The following is a 19030-nucleotide window of genomic DNA, read 5'->3' on the forward strand; positions in this document are numbered from 1 at the left end:
AAAATGCGTTCAGGCAGCCTTTCACATCATTTTCAAGGAAATCATCATGTTAAACCGAACCTTTGCCGCCTGTATTGGCGCAGCCTTGTTGTTGAGCGCGTGTGGCGGCAAATCAGAAACCCCGTCCCCCACCGCCCCCGCTTCCGCACCCAGCGCATCTGCCGCCAGCCAAGCGGGATTGGACACCAACAAAACCTACATCGTTGCCACCGATGCCAGCTACGCCCCCATGGAATACATGGAAGGCAACAAAGTGGTCGGTTTTTCACACGATGTGTTGGACGCGGCAGCCAAAAGCGAAAATGTGAAATTGGAATTTGTGAACACCCCATTTGAAGGCATTTTAGCCAATGTGGACAAAGGCGACAGCGACATCGCTCTGGCAAGCATTTCCATTACCGATGAACGCAAACAACAAGTGGATTTTTCCGACCCCTATTTCCAAGCCACCCAAATGGTCATCACCACCGAACGCCATGCCGACAGCATTAAAAGTTTTGCCGATTTGAAAACACGCGCCGTTTCGGTGCAACATTCCACATCGGGCGACAATATTTTGCAAAATTTACAAGGCAAGGACAGCACCAACATCAAACGCTTTGACACCATGCCCTTGGCATTCAAAGAATTGGAAAGCGGTGGCGTGGACGCGGTTGTGGGCGATTCCAGCGTGGTGGGCTACTACTTTTCGCAAAACCCCAACGCCAAATTGCACACCCTCATTGACCCCAGCTTTCCCACTGAAAACTATGCCTTTGCCTTTCGCAAAGGGCGCAACGATGGCTTACGCGAAGCCATCAACAAAGGTTTGAGCACCATCAAAGCCAATGGCACTTACGATAAAATCCACGCGCAATGGTTCAGCAGTGCCCCACAAGCGTCAGGTCAATAAACGGCATTTTCAGGCTGCCTGAACGCGCTTTTCCCAAATCAAACACGCATTTTGATTGACAAAATGGCGCAAACAGGGTTTAATCGCACGTTTAATTTTTTTCAAATTGATTATTTAGGATTATCATCATGAAACGCACTTACCAACCTTCTGTTACCAAACGCAAACGCACACACGGCTTTTTGGTTCGCTCTAAAACACGCGGTGGTCGCGCTGTATTGGCAGCTCGCCGCGCCAAAGGTCGCAAACGCTTGGCTGTGTAATTGAGCAACAGCTTTGGCAAAGCCTACCGACTGTTGAAAACGGAAGAGTTCTCTTCCGTTTTTGCACTTCGTAAACAGCGTTCGCGCCATTTTGTGCAAGTGTCGCAGTCTGATGGCAATTCACTTGAACACCCGCGTTTGGGCTTGGTGGTCAGCAAAAAAGCCGCCAAACGCGCCAATCGCCGCAACTACATGAAACGTGTGATACGCGAGTGGTTTCGTTGCCACAAAAACCAATTACCCCCACGCGATTTTGTGGTGCGTGTGCGCGTTGGCTTTGACGCACAATCCGCCCAGCAAGCACGCGAACAGTTGGCAGAATTGATGTTGCCCAAAGCGAAATGATTTTCAGTTGTGCTGAACTTCGTTTCAGGCAGCCTGAAAGCGTGTTTTGGCACATTTTCAGGCTGCTTTTTCATGTTTTTAATTTGATTTTGGCTGTTTGAAAAATGTTAAGCAAAATTTTATTGGCTGGCGTTCGTTTTTACCAACTGGCAATCAGCCCACTTTTGCCGCCACGCTGCCGCTTTGTGCCAACTTGCTCACAATATGCCATTGAAGCGATACGCAAACACGGCGCGTGCAAAGGCGCGTGTTTGACCGCCAAACGCCTGTGCCGTTGCCACCCTTGGGGCGGTAGCGGACACGACCCCGTTCCCTAAATACGAAGGAAATCAAACCTATGGATTTCAAACGAATGATGATAGCGTGTTCGCTGTCGCTGCTCATTTTGATTGGCTGGGAAAGCCTGTTTCCCACCCCCAAACCGCAAGCACAAAACACGCCTGCCGCCACCCAAACCGCACCCACCAGCGCACAGGTTTCAGGCAGCCTGAACAGCACTTCGCCCATTACCGTTACCACCGACACCGTCAAAGCCATTATTGACGAAAAAAGTGGCGATTTGCGCGAATTAACCCTGCTGCAATACAACGCCACCGAAGACGAATCCAAAGAATTTGTTTTGTTGCAAACTTCGCCCGAACACACCTACATCGCCCAATCCAATTTGGTTGATGCCAATGGCAACAACATTTTGCAAAACGTCTCGTTTCAGGCAGCCGAAAAAAACCACACACTCAATGGCGACAAACTGGAAGTGCGCCTTTCTGCCGAACACAATGGCTTGAAAATTGACAAAATTTACACCTTTACCAAAGGCAGCTATTTGTTCAACGTCCGCTTTGACGTGCAAAACGCAAGCGGTCAAGCCGTGAAATTGGGTACGCACTACAATGTGGTTCGCGACAACCACACACCAGCAGGTCAAGGTTGGTTCATGCACAGCTACACAGGACCCGTGGTGTACACCCCCGATGCGGACGAATTTCAAAAAGTGGCATTTGGCGATTTGGACGATGATTTCAAAAAAGGCAAAGACACCGCCGAATACCAACGCAAAGCCACAGGCGGCTATGTGGGCATGATTCAACACTATTTCATGACCACATGGCTCATGCAAACCCATGACGCACAAAGCAATATTTGCACCAACGGCTGTACCGTTGATGTCAAACGCCGTGCCGACAATTTGTATGGCGCAGGCATCAACATCGCCACCACCGACATTGCCGCAGGCAGCCAACACAGCTTTGCCGCCAATTTGTACGCAGGTCCACAAATCACCAAAGTCCTCAACAGCATTGCACCCGATTTGGCTTTGAGCAAAGACTACGGTCGCGTACACATTTTTGCCGCGCCCTTGTTTTGGTTATTGAATTTGATACACAATTTTGTGGGCAACTGGGGTTGGGCGATTGTGTTGCTGACCATTATCGTGAAAGCCGTGCTGTATCCGCTCAACGATAAAGCCTACAAATCCATGGCAAAAATGCGTACCGTTGCCCCCAAAATGGAAGCCATCAAGAAAAAATATGGCGAAGACCGCATGGGCATGCAACAAGCCATGATGAAATTGTATCAAGATGAAAAAATCAATCCCTTGGGTGGCTGTTTGCCCATGCTGTTGCAAATGCCGATTTTCATTGGTTTGTATTGGATGATTTTCCTGTCGGTGGAATTGCGCCAAGCCCCATGGTTGGGCTGGATTACCGATTTGTCGCGCCCCGACCCGATTTTCATTTTGCCGATTTTGATGGCGGCAACCATGTGGTTCCAAACCACGCTAAACCCACCGCCCAGCGACCCCATGCAAGCACAAATGATGAAAATCATGCCTTTGATGTTCTCCATTATGTTCTTCTTCTTCCCATCGGGTTTGGTGTTGTATTATGTGGTGAACAACTTGCTGACCATTGCCCAACAGTGGTACATCAACAAGCAATCGGCGCAAACCGCACAACAACCCAAAGTGGAAATTTTGGATAAAGAACCGAAAAACAAAAAATAAGGGTTTCAAACCAAACAAAAGCTGCCTGAAATGCGTTTTCAGGCAGCTTTTTTTCATGCAACTGCAATCATTGATTATTTTTCAGGTGCTTTGAGTAATTGCCACGCGGATACATTCAAAACCCGCGCAAGTGTTTCAATCGTTGAAAGGGAAACATTCCATTTGCAACGTTCTACCGCAGAAATATAGGTTCGGTCTAATTCACATTCATTGGCAAGATATTCTTGCGACCAGCCTTTTTGAATGCGTAAAACCTTGATATTGTAAGCCAAAATGGCACGTAAATCATCGGAACTGGGTAGCGTAGTGGGAGATTTAAGCGGTGCAGACATGATTGACCGCCATTTTGTAGATATGATATATTTACATCTACGGAGTTTGCTTCACGTATTGGCAAATTTTATCTCAATCTTTTCAAATAGGTTTCATTATGATGATTAAACTCAACGAACTAACAGAACTTTTCAAAGCCACCGCCAGTTTAATGGCGGCAATTACCATGCTGATTGGTCTAACTTTTGGCGCAGTAGGCGTTCATGAAATTGATAAAATGGAAGACCATATGAAAAATATGAGCCAAGAAATTGATAAAATGGAGGATTTACAAAAAATTGCCCAACTCCATAATATCTCTCTTCACAATCCAACATATCCCGAACAATACAGCTTGCCTGCAAGTGAAACCCCACAACCGCTACCCAAACCACCTATGATGCAACAACAAGCATCTGCACCACAAAAACCATAATCACAAAAGCTGCCTGAAATGCGTTTTCAGGCAGCTTTATTTTCCGCAATCCATGCCAAAATCATGGCAATATTTTCAACAATATTATTGATTAAACAAACACTTAATCCCGAATCACAAGCCATTACCGATTGGCACACCATCGCACGACCCGTTCTAAAAAACAACACTCTTGTTACCCAAATGCAAGGCTAGGTTAAATCACGTTTACGCATCTTGCTTAAATAATGAATGAACAATTATGATAAGCCCATTTTTACGCCGCCATCATTTTCACTTATGAACACGCCTTTTATTGAATGCCGCCATGTCGGTTTTGCTTATGCCGACCGCCCCATTTTGCACGATGTCAATTTCACCATTGAGGCAGGACGCTTTGCGGCAATCATGGGCGGTTCGGGCAGTGGCAAAACCACGCTGTTGCGCTTGATTACGGGGCAAATTCAACCCACATCGGGCAGCGTGTTGATTAAGGGACGCGATTTGGCAAGTTTTTCTGCCGCCGAATTGACCGAACACCGCCGCAGTATGGGCGTGTTGTTTCAGCATGGCGCGTTGTTTACCGATTTGAGCGTGCTGGACAACATCGCCTTTCCCATGCGCGAATTGACGCAACTGCCCGAAAGCGTGATTCATGATTTGGTTAAACTGAAATTGCACGCGGTGGGTTTGCGTGGCATTGAACATTTGATGCCTTCGGAATTGTCGGGTGGCATGGCGCGGCGCGTGGCTTTGGCACGGACGATTGCGCTTGACCCTGAATTGATGTTGTATGATGAGCCGTTTACGGGGCTTGACCCGATTTCTTTGGGCGTGATTGCCCATTTGATTCATCGTGTCAATAAAGCCTTGCGCTCCACCAGCATTATGGTTACGCATGATGTGGGGCATTCGCTGCAACTGGTGGACCAGATTATTTTTTTGGCGCATGGCGAAATTCTGTTTTCAGGCAGCCCACAAGAAATGGCGCAATCGGATTCGGAATGGATTAAGCAATTCATCAATGGTTTGCCAAATGGCCCTGTGGCGTTCCGTTTTCCAGCGCAAACGAGTTTGCAGGAAGATTTGTTGGGCAAAAAATGAAAATGGTGGCTTTCAGGCTGCCTGAAAGCGTGGTGCGCGGCAAGACGCGCGTTCTAAATTGTCATGTTGAAACGATTTTTCAGGCTGCCTGAAAGACGAAAAACGGATTTAAATGATGAATTTTATCCAAAATATTGGCGCGAAAACGCTGGCTTTTATTCAAACTTTGGGCGCGAACGTTTTGTTTCTCATCAAAATATGCTGCCTTTTGCCGCAAACGCTGTTGCGCCCTCGTTTGACTTTGCGCCAAATGTATTTTTCGGGCGTGTTGTCGGTGTTGATTATTGCGGTGTCGGGTTTGTTTGTGGGCATGGTATTGGGTTTGCAGGGCTACACGCAGTTGGCGAAATTCAAATCGGCTGATGTGTTGGGCTTTATGGTGGCGGCATCGCTGTTGCGTGAGCTGGGTCCTGTGTTGGCGGCGATTTTGTTTGCCAGCAGCGCAGGCGGCGCAATGACCAGCGAAATCGGTTTGATGAAAACCACCGAACAACTTGAAGCGATGAATGTGATGGCGGTAAACCCTGTTGCGCGTGTGGTTGCGCCGCGATTTTGGGCTGGGGTGCTGTCTATGCCTTTGTTGGCAAACATTTTTAATGTGGCGGGCATTTATGGCGGCTATTTGGTGGGCGTGGAATGGCTGGGCTTGGACGCGGGCGTGTATTGGTCGCACATGCAAAATAATATGACTTGGTCGTATGATGTGGCAAATGGCTTAATTAAATCGCTGTGTTTTGGTATGGCGGTGGCGTTGATTGCGGTGTATCAGGGCTTTCATTGCGTGCCTACTGCCGAAGGGATTTTACGCGCCAGCACGCGCACGGTGGTGTCATCGGCTTTAACGGTGTTGGCTTTGGATTTTATTTTGACGGCATTTATGTTTGTGAATTGATTTCAGGCTGCCTGAAACGGTTGAATTTAAACTTTTTAAGTGAACAATTTTATGAAAAAAAGCATTTTGGAATTTTGGGTTGGCTTGTTTGTGCTGTTGGGCTTGGGTGCTTTGGGCGTGTTGGCGTTTCAAGTGGCAGGCGGCAAGGATTTTTCAGGCAGCACGCCCAGCTACACGGTTTATGCCGATTTTAGCGACATTGGCGGTTTGAAACCCAATGCGCCTGTGCGCGTGTCGGGCGTGTTGGTGGGGCGCGTTGCCAGCATTGAGCTAGACCCCAAAACCTATCAAGCTCGGGTGGCTTTAAACATCAACCAACAATACACATTCAGCAACGATGTGAGTGCGTCCATTTTGACTTCGGGTTTGTTGGGCGAACAATACATCGGCTTGCAACAGGGCGGCGACCCCGATGATTTGGCAGCAGGCGGCACCATTACCATTACCAGCTCGGCAATGGTGTTGGAAAACCTGATTGGCAAATTCATGACCAATTTCACAGGCAGCAAAGACAACAAAACCGCCACAGAAGAAAAAACCGAATAAATCAAAGCTTTCAGCCAACCTGAACAAGAAAAACACATTTTTCACAACCCCCAGAACCTGCATACACACCAACAAGGTTCACCAACTTTCATAAGGAAACACATCATGAAAAAATCCGCATTCATCTCTGCAATCAGCATGGGCGTGATGAGCATCAGCATGGCTTTTGCCGACCCCGCCGCCGTGAGCCAAGTGCGCGAAAACGCCACCCAAATTTTGAAAATTTTGAACAAAGCAAACGGCAGCAATGACGCACAAATCCGCCGCGAAGCCGAAAACTACATCACGCCCTATTTTGATTTTGACCGCATGACCGCCTTGGCAGTGGGTCAGCCTTGGCGTCAAGCCAGCCCTGCCCAGAAAAAAGAGTTGGTAGAAGGCTTCAAAGTGCTGATTCGCTCTTCCTACACAGGCAGCATGGCAAAATTCCGCAACGCCAATGTGAAAGTGGACGACAAAACCATCGACAAAGCCAATGGCGATGTATTGGTTAAAGCATCGGTTGGCACCGCCGATGGCAAACCCGTCAACGTGGACTTCACCACCCGCAAAGATGGCAACAAATACCGCGTTTACAATGTTGCCGTAGAAGGCGCAAGCTTGGTAACCGTGTATCGCCAACAATTTAACGAAACCGTTAAAACCAAAGGCATTGACGGCTTGATTACCGAATTGAAATCCAAAAATGGCGGTAAAAAATAATGCAAATTTGCGTACAAAATGACACTTTGCAAATCAAAGGCGCAGTAACCGTGCAAACCCTTACTGCCAGCAAACACCAACATTTTGTACAACAATGCCAGCAATCGCACATTCAATGTATTGATTTGAGCGGCGTGGTTCGCGCTGATTCGGCTTGCATTGCGCTGTTGCTGGCGGCTTTGCGCCAACGCGATTCAGGCAGCCTGAAAATGATTGGGCTGCCTGAAAGCGTGATGGCGTTGGCAAAGTTGTATGAAATTGAAAATTGGCTCAATATCCATTAAACTCTTGTTGTTACGTTAATTTAAATTGGTTTTGTGTATGAAACGCCACACCCAAATCATTTTGGCACTTGCCGCCATTGGCTTGGTCAACCCTGCTCTTGCCGAACGCAATCCGCACGACCCCTACGAACGATACAACCGCGCCATGTATCGTTTTAACGACAAAGCAGACCGCCACGTTTTTCAACCTGTGGCGCGAACTTATCGCAAAATCACGCCCCAACCCGTGCGCACCGCCACCCGCAATTTCATGAACAATTTGCGCGATGTGGTCAGCTTTGGCAGCAATATGTTGCGTGGCGATTTGGAAAAAGCAGGCACCGATTTCATGCGCGTGTCGCTCAACAGCACATTTGGCTTGGGCGGCTTAATCAACTGGGCAGACGCAGCAGGCATGCCCGACAACAAAAACCATTTGGGCGACACCTTTGCCACTTGGGGCTGGAAAAACAGCCATTATTTTGTCTATCCATTCACAGGCCCTTCCACCGTGCGCGACAGCTTGGGCAGCACCATTACCACAGTTGCCTCGCCCAATAAATTCATCATTCACGATACCGCCGCACGTTATTCCGTTTCCGCCCTCAACGCCGTAGATACCCGCGCCAATTTGCTCGATGCCACCGACAGCATCAACGATGCCGCCTTGGACAAATACGCCTACACGCGCGATATTTATCTGGCATACCGCAACAAACAAGTGGGCAACACCCAAGCCCAAGCCGAAGAAAACATTGACGATTTGTTCAACGAAACAGACGAACAAGCCACACAACAACAGCAGCAACCCGAAAACACATCGCCCCCCAAACCCAACACCCAGCCTGAAAACGACCCCGTTTTGCAACTGAATATGGACATCGCCCCCCTGCCCATCAGCACCGAAGCGCAACAAGCCACCCAAGAATACATCAATTTGTGGCAAAATCAGGCGCAAAACAACACCGCATTTTATTAAAACCCCCTTTTCAGGCTGCCTGAAACAACATTTATTCAAAGGAAATCAATTATGTATGAAGTCAATCGCAGCGTTATTGTGGTTGTGCCACGCGAACCCTTTTGGCATTGGCTCAATGAAGTTGCCGATGGCGATTTGGCAGATTTGAGTTTGGCAGATTTGCAACAAGATGCCAATTCCTATCTCATTCCCGCCTGCCAAAACACAGACGAAGTGTGGCAAGAAGTGGAAAGCCGCGTTGAAGAAATTTTCGCCGCCGAACTTGCCGATTGGTGCGAAGATGAAAGCCAATGGCCCGATTTACACATTGATATTTTTGGCGAATGGTTTGATGTGGTAACATCAAGCGTGCTTGCCGATTTGAGCAGCAATGCGCTGGAACGCGAATCTTTTCAAGCCATTAGCCTGAATTAAACCATGAGCGCACCACATCACATTTACGTCCACAATTACCATTTAGACGGCTACGGTCATGTGAACAATGCCCGCTATTTGGAATTTTTGGAAGAAGCGCGTTGGCATTTTTTCAGGCAGCACGGTTTGGGCGATGCCATGCGCCAAGCACAAATTGTCGTCTCACACATTGACATTGCCTATCGCCAAGCTGCCACGCGCGACCAAATCTTGCAAATTGACAGCCAATTACACAGTGTTCAATCGCGCAAATTATTGATGTTACAAAATATTTATCTTTCAGACAGCCCCAATTTATTGGTGCAAGCACAAATCACGCTCATGCCCACCCAACAGGGCAAAATTGCGCGGCTGCCTGAAAATTTATTACACACACTCCAAAATCTTGTTTCAAAATGAAAAAACCTTTTATCCTTGTTTTTATTGCGCTTTTGATTGGCGCATTGGTGTTCATTCTCAATCCCAGCTCATCTTATGCCAAAGCCCCCCCTTTTCAGGCAGCACACTGAACAACAAAACCCTGAACAATCAAAATCTTGAAAACAAAGTTACGCTCATCAATTTTTGGTTTCCGTCTTGCCCAGGTTGCGTGAGTGAAATGCCCAAACTCATCAAAATGGCGCACGATTATCAAGGCAAAGATTTCCAAATCATCGGCATTGCCGTGCCGATTGACCCGATTGAAAGCGTCCAAAACTACGCCCAAACGCGCCAACTGCCCTTTGATGTGGTGTTTGACGGCAACAAACAAATCGTGTCGCAATTTGTCAAAACCGAAGTTTACCCAACCAGCGTACTCATCAACAAACGCGGCGAAGTGCTGAAAACCTTTGTGGGCGAACCGAATTTTCAAGAATTGTATCAAGAAGTGAATCAAGAATTGACCAAATAAAACAAGCTGCCTTGTGGGACACGACAAAATAAGTCGCCGAAGGCAAAAACCTTCATTTTTCGTGTCGCGCAAAGCAGCCTGAACGCATTTTAAAAACTTTATTTCATTTAAAAACAAAAAGTTTGCAAATTAAAGCAAAATAAACACAAACAAAGTTTGACAGAAAAACATCATGCCCCTATAATACAGTCTTTCTTGATTGCAACGCAGTCAGCGAGACAAAACAAAGCACCCGTAGCTCAGTTGGATAGAGTATTTGGCTACGAACCAAAGGGTCGGGCGTTCGAATCGCTCCGGGTGCGCCAGTCAAGCCAATCAAGTTTTTAAGACGCGCCCATCGTCTAGCGGTTAGGACATCGCCCTTTCACGGCGGTAACCGGGGTTCGATTCCCCGTGGGCGTGCCAATATTCAGAAACCTGTTTCGCAAGAAACAGGTTTTTTCACATTCGGGGAAAATGATGCCGTTTCGTGTTATGTATGCTTTGTTGTGGCAAATCGCGCCGCCCATCATCAAGCATTATCTGAAAAAACGCGCGCGCAAAAATCCCGATTATCTCTTGCATTGGCACGAGCGCTTTGGCAAGCCCCACCCCAATCCTGTGCAAAATCCGATTTGGATTCATGCCGTTTCGGTGGGCGAAACACGCGCTGCACAACCCATTATCGCGTTGTTACAAAAGCATTTTCCCAATAATCCCATTTTGCTTACCCAAATGACCCCAACAGGTCACGCCACCGCACAAACCCTGTTTCCCCATGCACAATGCCGCTATTTGCCTTATGATAAACGCGAATGGGTTCAGCAATTTATCCGTGAACATCGCCCCATTTTTGGCATTTTGATGGAAACGGAAATTTGGGCCAATCTCATGCACGTTTGCCATGAAGAAAATGTGCCTTTGTTTTTGGCAAATGCGCGGCTTTCGGAAAAATCGTTGGCAGGATATTTGAAAATTCAATCACTTATTCAGCCTGCCATGCAAACTTTATCTGCTTGTTTCGCGCAAACGCCAGACGATGCAACGCGCTTGGCACAAATTGGCACACCGCGCATTCAGGTGGTGGGCAACAGCAAATACGATATTGCTCCCAATCCACAATCCATTGAATCATCAAAAGCATTGCGCCAATTATGGGGCAATCGCCCTGTGTTTTTAGCGGCAAGCACGCGCGAAAAAAATGACGTGGACGAAGCCGAATTGATTTTACAGCAATGGAAAAAACTTCATTTAAACAATGAATTATTGATAATTGTGCCACGCCACCCCGAGCGTTTTCATGCCAATTTTGAAATGGCGCAAAATTTGGGTTTTCGTGTGCAAAAACGCAGCGAAAACCGCCCTATCCTGCCTGAAACGCAAATCGTGATTGGCGACAGCATGGGCGAAATGTTTGCGTATTATCAATCGGTTGATGTGGTGTTTGTGGGCGGGAGCTTGGTGCCAACGGGTTGCCAAAACATCATTGAGCCGATAAGCTGCGGTAAACCTGTGTTGTTTGGCGATTCGGTGTTCAATTTTCAGGCTGCCTGCAATGGGGCTTTGGCGGCAAAGGCGGCTATGCAAATTCATTCCGCGCACTCATTGTGCGAAATTGCCCAACAATGGCTGCAAAATCCTGAACTTTACGCGCCAATCGCGGCAAATAGCCGACATTTTGTCGCACAACACCAAGGTGCGAGCGAGCGGATTGTGAATGAGATTGCCAAATCCATCAAAATGCACGACAATTAAGTGCCGATTTATCATTCACTTGGAGCAATCATCATGAAAAAATTATTGGCTTTGGCTGTGGGTTTTGCCTTAATCAACCCTGCTTATGCACAGGATTTCACAAAGCAAAAAATTCAACTCATTCAAAAAATGTATGACGATGGGCGCAAGCAAGATGATGATGTGATTATGGATTATGCGGATAAAGATTTGAAAAAATTGTATCAGCGCAATTTGAAAGTGATGGAGCAAGAAGAGGCTTATCCGTGTATTGAATTTAGCCCCATGTGGAACAGTCAAGACCCGCAAACCAAAGTGAAAGTACAGGTTTCGGCTTTGCAAAATGGCAAAATCCGTGCGCAATTCATACAATATAAAACGAAGGAAACCGTTGATTATGAAGTAACTTGCAATCAACAAAGAAAATGTGCGGTCGGCAATGTGTTCAATTATGCCGATGGCGAAGTCAGCAATTTTGCAAAAAATTTAGCCGCTTGCTTAAAAGAACAAAACGGCTAAAATTGACCCAAAATCAAAAAAAAATTATAATTGACAAGCCTTTAATATCTGTTCAGGCAGCCTGTATTGCCGTCCGCAAGGACTTTCAGGCTGCCTGAAAACCATTTTACGAAAGAACACACACATGAAATCCCCCGAATTACTTCTCCCCGCAGGCGGCTTGGAACGCATGCGCGCTGCCTACGATTTTGGCGCAGACGCGGTTTACGCAGGTTCGCCACGCTATTCTTTGCGCGCGCGTAACAATGAATTTGCCAAACTGGACGTTTTACAACAAGGCATCAGCGAAGCCCATGCGCGTGGCAAAAAGTTTTTCCTAACCGTGAACACCATTCCGCACAATTCCAAACTGAAAACGTTTATGAACGACATCGCGCCACTGGTTGCCATGAAACCCGATGCCATGATTATGGCAGACGCAGGCTTAATCATGATGATGCGCGAACATTATCCCGAAATGCCCATTCATCTTTCCGTGCAAGCCAACACCACCAATTATTGGGGCGTGAAATTTTGGCAAAACATCGGCGTGGAACGCATTATTTTGTCGCGCGAATTGAGTTTGGAAGAAATTGCCGAAATCCGCCAGCAATGCCCCGATATTGAATTGGAAGTGTTTGTGCATGGTGCGTTGTGCATTGCTTATTCAGGTCGTTGTTTATTATCGGGTTATTTCAATCACCGCGACCCCAATCAAGGCACTTGCACCAATTCTTGCCGTTGGGATTACAAAGTCCACGACACGGAAACGGACGAGATGGGCGATGCCAAATTGTTGAAAGGATTCAACTTTCATCAAGCGCAAGAAGATGCCAATGCCGCTTTTGAAGGCATTAACGGTCAAAAACGCCACCCCTATGCCGATAAAGTTTTCTTGATTGAAGAAGCCAATCGCCCCAACGAACTCATGCCGATTATGGAAGATGAGCACGGCACTTATATTATGAATTCCAAAGACTTACGCGCGATTGAACAAGTGGCAAAGCTGGCTGAAATTGGCGTGGACAGCCTGAAAGTGGAAGGGCGCACCAAGTCGGTTTACTATGTGGCGCGTGTGGCGCAGGCTTATCGCAAAGCGATTGATGACGCGGTGGCAGGAAAACCATTTGATTACAGCCTGTTAGCCGAATTGGAAGGCTTGGCAAATCGCGGTTACACATCGGGCTTTTTGGAACGCCACCAAACGCAGGAATACCAAAATTATTTGTATGGACACTCCATTGCCAAACAAAGCCAGTTTGTTGGACAAATTACCGAGATTGACGCAGAAGGCTGGGCAACCATTGATGTGAAAAACAAATTTTCGGTGGGCGATACTTTGGAGATTATCCACCCAAGTGGCAACCAATTAATTGTGTTGGACAAAATGAAACGCAAAGGCGTGGAAACCGATGTGGCGGCTGGCAATGGCATTCAGGTGCAAATCCCGAATATGCACGGACGCGATAAGGCTTTGGTGGCGCGTGTGATTCAGAATGGGTAAAGCCAAGTGTAGGTGTGCATGGCGCACTCTACACTTGCTAAATTAAAGATACGCACCTGATGATTTAGTATTTTAAATCATCAGGTGCGTATAAAATTTTTATGGTTGATGATTGAGCTTTTCTTTTTGTTCATTCATTTGTGGGGTGCAGGTAATTTTTATATCAGTCTCGATATTTGTTTGGTGTGTAAGATTGAGAGAATAGTATCGTTCTAGTTTTTGGACTTGGTCTGGTCGTTGTAATAATTTTTCATCAATAGGCATTATATTTTCTATCTCTTGACGCAATTTACTTATTAAACTAGTTTCAAATTCCATTAATGTATGTGCAGGAATAGTACAAGAATAGTTGGGGTATATGGGTTGTTGTATTATTGTGGGTTGTGGTTCATAGGTAAAGTTGAATTTTGGATTTAGGTGTAATTTTAATGTTAATGCAATTGGTATCGAAATTAATAATACTAACAAAAGTAATAACTTAGATGTAAATTTAAATACAATCGCTAACAATAATAATATTAGTAATAGTGTAATTGCTGTTATGGGGTAATTTGTTACGTTTATGAGTAGTGATTTATATAAATCTAGTATCGTGTTTAGAAGAAATGTGAATAGTACTGTTGCTGCCATTAAAATAATTAGTAATAGAATGATGTTGATACCTTTATTGATAAGTGAGTTAAGTCTTTCATATATGCTGCATTTTGTTTTTTTATAATGAGTACAAAAAAGTAAAGATAGTATTATTACAGATAAAATGGTAATAACGGTTGTTTCTTGCACATAAATAAAACTATTCTGCTGCAAGTTTGGTGTAGCTTGTGGTGTTGCTAAAAATTGTTTGGTTATAAATTCATATAGACCAAAAAATAAAAATAAAGGTATTATAGTCAATTCAAAATAAAATAGTACAATACCCTAATTTTTAGGATTAAAAAATGGCACATTCAACAGAACTGCGAAATAAAGCATTAAGCTATTATGAACAATGCAAAAATATCAGTAAAGTCGCCCAAGCTTACCAAATATCCAGAAATACGCTTTACCTATGGATACGCTTGAAAGCGCAAACAGGCAGCTTAAATCATCAAGTAAAGGGGCAAAATGCCAATAAATTGAACAGCCAAAAATTGGCTGAACATATACAACAACACCCTGATGCTTATTTGCATGAAATAGCTGAACATTTTAATTGTTCAAAATCAGCCATTTTTTATGCACTCAAAAGAATGGGTATCACGCGTAAAAAAAGACCACCACATACAAAGAACAAGACCCAAATAAAGTAAAAGATTATTTAAATCAACTGGCTGAATTTTTTGACTATCAGCGTGTTTATTTGGATGAAACGGGATTTGATACTTACTTATTTCGTCCTTATGCGCGTAGCCCAAAGGGGCAGGTCATCAAAGCCCAAATCAGTGGTAAAAAGTACCAACGCTTATCGCTTGTTGCCGCACAAGTCGGCAACAAACTGATTGCCCCTATGATTTATCAAAACACAATGACCAGTGCTTTTTTTGAAACATGGTTTGAGCAATGTTTATTGCCTATTTTAAATAAAAAATCTGTCATTATTTTGGATAATGCACGATTTCATCGTATGGGTATTTTGCGTGAAATGGCGCACAAATGGGGGCATAAAATCTTGCCGCTTGCACCTTATTCACCAGAGCTTAATCCCATAGAACGGACATGGGCAAACATCAAGAGATATATGCGAGCCATTTTACCTAGTGGAAGGCATTTTACTGATACGTTAGTGTCCTATTCTTATTTTAACTGACTATATTATTATACTAATTGGTATTGCTATGGGATTTTTAATGATTTTTGGTGATTCTTGTTCTGATTTATCTAATTTACCAGTGAATTCATATATATTTACTAACAAAATTAGTATAGATATAATCAGTAATATTATACCAATACAAGTGTGGTTTTGTTTAAATAAAGAGATTCCAAAGATTGCAAAAATGGTAGTAGGGGTTAAATTTCTTAAAAAGCCTAGATAGTAATCAGCAAGTTTTAAATTATCATTTGTTGGTTGTTGGTTGTTGGTTGAGTTCATGTTTTAAGCTCCTAAATTAAATGGAATTAACTCATTTTTATGATATTTCAGCAAGGTAGGGTGGGTGCTTGCACCCACGCATTCTATTACTTATTGTTTTTCATTGAAACTTCCTTTCAGGCAGCCTGAAAATAATGGCTTAATGATTTGGCATCTTGAAATTGTGTGGGTGCAAGCACCCACCCTACGCTTGCTATCCAAAACCTTGGGGCTTTTTAAAACAGTTTGATTTATGGACACCATTTGATGATTATGATGATTGGTCGCCTGTTAAAAATGCCATTTGAATTTCAGGCTGCCTTTCACTACCCTACAAAAATAAAATATCGCCCACAATCGTTGAAATACACCAGCTACTCCCTCTCCCTGTGGGAGAGGGCTGAGGAGAGGAGAGAATCGTGGCACAGTGTCTGCTTTTCCCTCTCCCCAACCCTCTCCCAAAGGAGAGGGGACAGGTGGGTGGCAAGCAAAAATTTGTAGGGTCATAAAAGGCAGCCTGAAAACTCAATACATCTTCACATCATCTTCACTATCCAGCGCATCGGAATGGCTTAACAAATGATTCAACACATCAAAATTGGCAACTTTACTCAATTCCACATACGCCGCGCCTTTTTGCAGCAAACCGCCCGAATTGTTGTGCGTGTAAAAACGCAATATGCCGCGTTCCACTTCAATATCGCTTAATTGGTCAAACGGGAATTTTTTGTCTTTCACGCTAATCATGCGGTTGTTCAATTTAATCGCGCCAAAATTCAAGGTTTTGCCTTCATTAAACGCTTGGGTCATGGCGGGCAACATGGTATTGGCTTGATAATCCAGCAAAATTTCAATCACTTCTTCCATATTCAAAAATGAAGACGGAATTTTGATGTCTTCATCTTTTTGCACCAATCGCACGGCAACGTGTCGCGCGGTGTTCACGCCATACATTCTTTCTTGAACGCGCGTGATGTACATCTGCATATTCGGTTTGAATGCAAGGGTTTTTGTGCCAAAAAGCGATTGATAAATCAAGCCATTTTCGTAAATGTGCAAACGGGAACGCAAGCAACTCGCCAACATATACAAAGCAGGCGCGTACAGCAAAAACATGAAAAACCACATATGCGGATTTTTGTTTTCCAGCCATGAATCAAACAACACCCATACAGGTAAAGCAAAAATGGCAAACCAGAGTATCATTAAGCGTTTGGATTTGTGTGTGGTTAATCGGTGCTGACCGAATTGTCGGGGTGCATTCATCAAAAATATCCTATATAAAAAAACCAAAACGGCAAAAAAGACCCTATTCTACCCCCCCCCCTTAAAAGTAAACAAGTTTATTTTTTACACACCCATTTGCTGTTTTTTCGCCATTTGTTCGGCGGCGGTCAGCGCGATTTTGTCGCGCACATACAGCAGTTCGGCAAAGGCTGCGCTTGTGGCGGCATAACGCCCTGTTTGCGCCAAAATTGCATAATCCTGCGCGGTGGGCATGTTTGGGCTGCCTGAAAAAGGCGGCGCGTTTTCCAAAGCAAACGCATTGCCCACACCGCGCACTTTGTCGGGCGATGTGTTTTCAGGCAGCCGAATTTCGCTGGCTTTGCCCACGCTGTAATCGCTCAAACGGCGATGATTTTTCGTGTCAAACCACGCATAAAACACTTCGCCCATGCGCGCATCGGTTGCCGCCAAAACGCTTTCACAATCAGGCATTTGATACGCCACCGCGTCCAAACACGGCACGCCAATCAGGGGCAAATCAAAGGGCGTTGCCAAGCCTTGCGCCACGCCTATGCCTATGCGTAAGCCTGTAAACGCGCCTGCGCCTTGGGCATAAACAATCGCCCCCAAATCGGCAATTTGCAGTTCGGCTTTTTGCAAAAGCGATTGAATCTGCGGCAAAATTTGCTGCGATTGCGCGTTGCCCACTTCTTCGTGAAAAGTGTGTTTCAGGCTGCCTGAAAGCAGCGCGAGCGACAAAAACGAAGTGGAAGTGTCTATTGCCAAAATGGGGCGAGTGAAATCAATTTTCATCATTTTTTTATTTCAATTCAATCATTAAAGATATGTTCAAGCAGTTTTATTTTGAGTGCCAACAATCTGTCCCCTCTCCCGCTTGCGGGGGAGGGCTAGGGTGGGGGAAAATCTGTGAAAACAAATCAATATTTCGGTTCAACAACGAGCCACCCCCACCCTAACCCTCCCCCGCAAGCGGGAGAGGGGATAAATTTCGGGTCATCTTTTTTGTACGCGAAAAAATATTTAAACTCAATCGCCACTCACATTCAACACGGGCGAGGCGTTTTCTTCGCTCAAAAGCACCGTCATCATGTTGGTAACGAGTTTGGCTTTTTCGCTGTCGCTCATGTTCACGATGCCGCGTTTTTCCAATTCTTTAACCGTGCCGCCCACCATGCTGATTGCGCCACGAACCAAAGTTTGTCGTGCCAAAATCACCGCTTCGGCTTGTTGGCGGCGCAACATGGCTTGGGCGATTTCGGGGGCGTATGCCAAGTGGGTAAAGCGCGTTTCATCAATCGCAATGCCCGCCATTTGGACGCGCTCTTGTACCATATCACGAAATTGCTCCACGATTTTATCGGAATTGCCCGACAAACTGTCGCTGCTACCATCATTGGTGTAAGGGTAATGTGTAGCCAGTGTCCGCAATGCGCTTTCGCTTTGAATTTGCAAGAAATGGTGAACATTTTCCACGTCCAACACCGCAGCGGCTGGGTTTTCAATGTGATAAACAATCGCGGCGGCAATTTCAATTGGCGTACCAGATGCGTCATTCACTTTGAGTGTATCGGTAACATAATTTCTTGTTTTTAAAGAAATTTCTGTTGTATTATAAAAGGGATACAGCCAATAAAATCCAGAATGGGGCAAAATCCCCGCATATGAACCAAATTTGGTTGCCACAAGTGCCGTATTGGGTTGAATGGTGCGAAAACGTGTGAATGCGTATAAAAATGGTACGCCCAAAATAATGACCAACGGATTGCCTTTCAGCCCAAAAAAAGCGAGAAACAGCGCACAAACAATCAATATGACGACCATCGTAAAACCATTTAAATAGGGCATTTCGTATTTTTCACTTTGGGTTTGGCTCATCGTGCTATCCTTTCACAAACAAATCAACTGAAAATAAATCAAATTATAGCTGGAAAACGCTGTTTCAGGCAGCCTGAAACCTTGTGGATAAGCACACACCGCAACGACTTATCCACAC

General features: G+C 45.2%; 25 protein-coding genes, 2 tRNA genes and 1 pseudogene. 22 read left to right on the top strand and 6 right to left on the bottom strand.

Annotated elements, in window-relative coordinates:
* Window positions 1–46 precede the first annotated feature (46 nt).
* The 5 genes from H3L97_RS11670 (at window position 47) to yidC (ending at window position 3505) form a co-directional block, all read left to right on the top strand.
* On the top strand, window positions 47–892 hold the full coding sequence (locus H3L97_RS11670) for a basic amino acid ABC transporter substrate-binding protein (RefSeq protein ID WP_097114275.1): 846 nt from the start codon (window positions 47–49) through the stop codon (window positions 890–892).
* A 128-nt stretch (window positions 893–1020) separates the two neighbouring features.
* Window positions 1021–1155, top strand: coding sequence for a 50S ribosomal protein L34 (gene rpmH, locus H3L97_RS11675; RefSeq protein WP_002214728.1), 135 nt, complete (start codon window positions 1021–1023; stop codon window positions 1153–1155).
* Window positions 1156–1500 carry a ribonuclease P protein component gene (gene rnpA / locus H3L97_RS11680; RefSeq protein WP_097114276.1) on the top strand — a complete coding sequence of 115 codons (345 nt, stop codon included), beginning with the start codon at window positions 1156–1158 and terminating at the stop codon, window positions 1498–1500. It begins immediately after the preceding gene.
* A gap of 104 nt (window positions 1501–1604) precedes the next feature.
* Window positions 1605–1817, top strand: coding sequence for a membrane protein insertion efficiency factor YidD (yidD, locus tag H3L97_RS11685; RefSeq protein WP_097114277.1), 213 nt, complete (start codon window positions 1605–1607; stop codon window positions 1815–1817).
* Between the two features lie 20 nt (window positions 1818–1837).
* On the top strand, window positions 1838–3505 hold the full coding sequence (yidC, locus tag H3L97_RS11690) for a membrane protein insertase YidC (protein ID WP_097114278.1): 1668 nt from the start codon (window positions 1838–1840) through the stop codon (window positions 3503–3505).
* Between the two features lie 74 nt (window positions 3506–3579).
* Here yidC and H3L97_RS11695 read toward each other — a convergent pair whose 3' ends face one another.
* Window positions 3580–3837 carry a helix-turn-helix domain-containing protein gene (locus H3L97_RS11695; RefSeq protein WP_097114279.1) on the bottom strand — a complete coding sequence of 86 codons (258 nt, stop codon included), beginning with the start codon at window positions 3835–3837 and terminating at the stop codon, window positions 3580–3582.
* Window positions 3838–3935: 98 nt separating this feature from the next.
* Here H3L97_RS11695 and H3L97_RS11700 point away from each other — a divergent pair, with 98 nt between their 5' ends.
* From H3L97_RS11700 to trhP, 16 genes and pseudogenes are all read left to right on the top strand, one after another.
* Window positions 3936–4253 carry a hypothetical protein gene (locus H3L97_RS11700; RefSeq protein WP_097114280.1) on the top strand — a complete coding sequence of 106 codons (318 nt, stop codon included), beginning with the start codon at window positions 3936–3938 and terminating at the stop codon, window positions 4251–4253.
* A gap of 63 nt (window positions 4254–4316) precedes the next feature.
* Window positions 4317–4448, top strand: a complete 132-nt coding sequence (locus tag H3L97_RS12115; protein ID WP_257010991.1) for a hypothetical protein — start codon at window positions 4317–4319, stop codon at window positions 4446–4448.
* An 84-nt stretch (window positions 4449–4532) separates the two neighbouring features.
* Window positions 4533–5336, top strand: coding sequence for an ABC transporter ATP-binding protein (locus tag H3L97_RS11705; RefSeq protein ID WP_371271261.1), 804 nt, complete (start codon window positions 4533–4535; stop codon window positions 5334–5336).
* 115 nt (window positions 5337–5451) lie between these two features.
* The gene (mlaE, locus tag H3L97_RS11710; RefSeq protein ID WP_097114282.1) at window positions 5452–6228 is read left to right on the top strand and encodes a lipid asymmetry maintenance ABC transporter permease subunit MlaE; all 777 of its coding nucleotides are present in this window, start codon (window positions 5452–5454) and stop codon (window positions 6226–6228) included.
* 51 nt (window positions 6229–6279) lie between these two features.
* Window positions 6280–6774 carry an outer membrane lipid asymmetry maintenance protein MlaD gene (gene mlaD, locus H3L97_RS11715; protein ID WP_097114283.1) on the top strand — a complete coding sequence of 165 codons (495 nt, stop codon included), beginning with the start codon at window positions 6280–6282 and terminating at the stop codon, window positions 6772–6774.
* Window positions 6775–6879: 105 nt separating this feature from the next.
* Window positions 6880–7476 (top strand): MlaC/ttg2D family ABC transporter substrate-binding protein, encoded by a 597-nt coding sequence (locus H3L97_RS11720; protein ID WP_097114284.1) that lies wholly within the window; start codon window positions 6880–6882, stop codon window positions 7474–7476.
* Entirely contained in the window at window positions 7476–7760 is a 285-nt protein-coding gene (locus H3L97_RS11725) for an STAS domain-containing protein (protein ID WP_097114285.1), read from the top strand. Before H3L97_RS11720 ends, H3L97_RS11725 begins: the two co-directional genes overlap by 1 nt.
* Window positions 7761–7797: 37 nt before the next feature.
* Window positions 7798–8718: an MlaA family lipoprotein gene (locus H3L97_RS11730; protein ID WP_097114286.1), complete on the top strand. Its 921-nt coding sequence runs from the start codon at window positions 7798–7800 to the stop codon at window positions 8716–8718.
* A gap of 51 nt (window positions 8719–8769) precedes the next feature.
* Entirely contained in the window at window positions 8770–9132 is a 363-nt protein-coding gene (locus H3L97_RS11735) for a VacJ (RefSeq protein WP_097114287.1), read from the top strand.
* Window positions 9133–9135: 3 nt separating this feature from the next.
* Window positions 9136–9531, top strand: a complete 396-nt coding sequence (locus H3L97_RS11740; RefSeq protein WP_097114288.1) for an acyl-CoA thioesterase — start codon at window positions 9136–9138, stop codon at window positions 9529–9531.
* Window positions 9528–10024, top strand: a pseudogene (locus H3L97_RS11745) (TlpA disulfide reductase family protein). The gene H3L97_RS11740 and the pseudogene H3L97_RS11745 overlap by 4 nt, the downstream one beginning before the upstream one ends.
* Window positions 10025–10252: 228 nt before the next feature.
* A tRNA-Arg gene (locus tag H3L97_RS11750) sits at window positions 10253–10329 on the top strand.
* 25 nt (window positions 10330–10354) lie between these two features.
* Window positions 10355–10429: transfer RNA gene (locus H3L97_RS11755), tRNA-Glu, on the top strand.
* A 54-nt stretch (window positions 10430–10483) separates the two neighbouring features.
* Window positions 10484–11758 (top strand): lipid IV(A) 3-deoxy-D-manno-octulosonic acid transferase, encoded by a 1275-nt coding sequence (gene waaA / locus H3L97_RS11760; RefSeq protein WP_097114296.1) that lies wholly within the window; start codon window positions 10484–10486, stop codon window positions 11756–11758.
* A gap of 33 nt (window positions 11759–11791) precedes the next feature.
* Window positions 11792–12256 (top strand): hypothetical protein, encoded by a 465-nt coding sequence (locus H3L97_RS11765; protein WP_097114290.1) that lies wholly within the window; start codon window positions 11792–11794, stop codon window positions 12254–12256.
* A 124-nt stretch (window positions 12257–12380) separates the two neighbouring features.
* Window positions 12381–13739, top strand: coding sequence for a prephenate-dependent tRNA uridine(34) hydroxylase TrhP (trhP, locus tag H3L97_RS11770; protein ID WP_034294300.1), 1359 nt, complete (start codon window positions 12381–12383; stop codon window positions 13737–13739).
* Window positions 13740–13838: 99 nt separating this feature from the next.
* Here the strand turns inward: trhP and H3L97_RS11775 are convergent, their stop codons facing one another.
* The gene (locus tag H3L97_RS11775) at window positions 13839–14633 is read right to left on the bottom strand and encodes a hypothetical protein (RefSeq protein ID WP_097114291.1); all 795 of its coding nucleotides are present in this window, start codon (window positions 14631–14633) and stop codon (window positions 13839–13841) included.
* A gap of 44 nt (window positions 14634–14677) precedes the next feature.
* On the opposite strand from H3L97_RS11775, the gene H3L97_RS11780 reads away from it, so the two are divergent.
* Window positions 14678–15525 (top strand): IS630 family transposase gene (locus tag H3L97_RS11780; protein ID WP_182073065.1). Its coding sequence is split into 2 segments (ribosomal slippage): window positions 14678–14993 and window positions 14993–15525, totalling 849 coding nucleotides; the frame shifts between segments, so codons are not numbered across the junction.
* On the opposite strand, the gene H3L97_RS11785 is transcribed toward H3L97_RS11780, so the two are convergent.
* The 4 genes from H3L97_RS11785 to H3L97_RS11800 all read right to left on the bottom strand — a co-directional run bounded on the left by H3L97_RS11785 (window position 15526) and on the right by H3L97_RS11800 (window position 18912).
* Window positions 15526–15810 (bottom strand): hypothetical protein, encoded by a 285-nt coding sequence (locus tag H3L97_RS11785; RefSeq protein WP_097114080.1) that lies wholly within the window; start codon window positions 15808–15810, stop codon window positions 15526–15528.
* 504 nt (window positions 15811–16314) lie between these two features.
* Window positions 16315–17055 carry a DUF6585 family protein gene (locus tag H3L97_RS11790; RefSeq protein ID WP_097114079.1) on the bottom strand — a complete coding sequence of 247 codons (741 nt, stop codon included), beginning with the start codon at window positions 17053–17055 and terminating at the stop codon, window positions 16315–16317.
* Between the two features lie 84 nt (window positions 17056–17139).
* A complete protein-coding gene (gene tsaB, locus H3L97_RS11795; RefSeq protein ID WP_097114092.1) occupies window positions 17140–17829 on the bottom strand; it encodes a tRNA (adenosine(37)-N6)-threonylcarbamoyltransferase complex dimerization subunit type 1 TsaB in 690 nt (229 codons plus the stop codon).
* 234 nt (window positions 17830–18063) lie between these two features.
* The gene (locus H3L97_RS11800; protein ID WP_097114078.1) at window positions 18064–18912 is read right to left on the bottom strand and encodes an SPFH domain-containing protein; all 849 of its coding nucleotides are present in this window, start codon (window positions 18910–18912) and stop codon (window positions 18064–18066) included.
* Window positions 18913–19030 lie beyond the last annotated feature (118 nt).

Source organism: Alysiella filiformis (assembly GCF_014054525.1).
GTDB lineage: Bacteria > Pseudomonadota > Gammaproteobacteria > Burkholderiales > Neisseriaceae > Simonsiella > Simonsiella filiformis.

What these genes read in the sequence shown, in the direction of transcription:
- H3L97_RS11670 (WP_097114275.1), top strand. Translation starts at nt 47, where the DNA reads ATGTTAAACCGAACCTTTGCCGCCTGTATTGGCGCAGCCTTGTTGTTG.
- rpmH (WP_002214728.1), top strand. Translation starts at nt 1,021, where the DNA reads ATGAAACGCACTTACCAACCTTCTGTTACCAAACGCAAACGCACACAC.
- yidD (WP_097114277.1), top strand. Translation starts at nt 1,605, where the DNA reads ATGTTAAGCAAAATTTTATTGGCTGGCGTTCGTTTTTACCAACTGGCA.
- yidC (WP_097114278.1), top strand. Translation starts at nt 1,838, where the DNA reads ATGGATTTCAAACGAATGATGATAGCGTGTTCGCTGTCGCTGCTCATT.
- H3L97_RS11695 (WP_097114279.1), bottom strand. Translation starts at nt 3,837, where the DNA reads ATGTCTGCACCGCTTAAATCTCCCACTACGCTACCCAGTTCCGATGAT.
- H3L97_RS11700 (WP_097114280.1), top strand. Translation starts at nt 3,936, where the DNA reads ATGATGATTAAACTCAACGAACTAACAGAACTTTTCAAAGCCACCGCC.
- H3L97_RS12115 (WP_257010991.1), top strand. Translation starts at nt 4,317, where the DNA reads ATGGCAATATTTTCAACAATATTATTGATTAAACAAACACTTAATCCC.
- H3L97_RS11705 (WP_371271261.1), top strand. Translation starts at nt 4,533, where the DNA reads ATGAACACGCCTTTTATTGAATGCCGCCATGTCGGTTTTGCTTATGCC.
- mlaE (WP_097114282.1), top strand. Translation starts at nt 5,452, where the DNA reads ATGAATTTTATCCAAAATATTGGCGCGAAAACGCTGGCTTTTATTCAA.
- mlaD (WP_097114283.1), top strand. Translation starts at nt 6,280, where the DNA reads ATGAAAAAAAGCATTTTGGAATTTTGGGTTGGCTTGTTTGTGCTGTTG.
- H3L97_RS11720 (WP_097114284.1), top strand. Translation starts at nt 6,880, where the DNA reads ATGAAAAAATCCGCATTCATCTCTGCAATCAGCATGGGCGTGATGAGC.
- H3L97_RS11725 (WP_097114285.1), top strand. Translation starts at nt 7,476, where the DNA reads ATGCAAATTTGCGTACAAAATGACACTTTGCAAATCAAAGGCGCAGTA.
- H3L97_RS11730 (WP_097114286.1), top strand. Translation starts at nt 7,798, where the DNA reads ATGAAACGCCACACCCAAATCATTTTGGCACTTGCCGCCATTGGCTTG.
- H3L97_RS11735 (WP_097114287.1), top strand. Translation starts at nt 8,770, where the DNA reads ATGTATGAAGTCAATCGCAGCGTTATTGTGGTTGTGCCACGCGAACCC.
- H3L97_RS11740 (WP_097114288.1), top strand. Translation starts at nt 9,136, where the DNA reads ATGAGCGCACCACATCACATTTACGTCCACAATTACCATTTAGACGGC.
- waaA (WP_097114296.1), top strand. Translation starts at nt 10,484, where the DNA reads ATGCCGTTTCGTGTTATGTATGCTTTGTTGTGGCAAATCGCGCCGCCC.
- H3L97_RS11765 (WP_097114290.1), top strand. Translation starts at nt 11,792, where the DNA reads ATGAAAAAATTATTGGCTTTGGCTGTGGGTTTTGCCTTAATCAACCCT.
- trhP (WP_034294300.1), top strand. Translation starts at nt 12,381, where the DNA reads ATGAAATCCCCCGAATTACTTCTCCCCGCAGGCGGCTTGGAACGCATG.
- H3L97_RS11785 (WP_097114080.1), bottom strand. Translation starts at nt 15,810, where the DNA reads ATGAACTCAACCAACAACCAACAACCAACAAATGATAATTTAAAACTT.
- H3L97_RS11790 (WP_097114079.1), bottom strand. Translation starts at nt 17,055, where the DNA reads ATGAATGCACCCCGACAATTCGGTCAGCACCGATTAACCACACACAAA.
- tsaB (WP_097114092.1), bottom strand. Translation starts at nt 17,829, where the DNA reads ATGAAAATTGATTTCACTCGCCCCATTTTGGCAATAGACACTTCCACT.
- H3L97_RS11800 (WP_097114078.1), bottom strand. Translation starts at nt 18,912, where the DNA reads ATGAGCCAAACCCAAAGTGAAAAATACGAAATGCCCTATTTAAATGGT.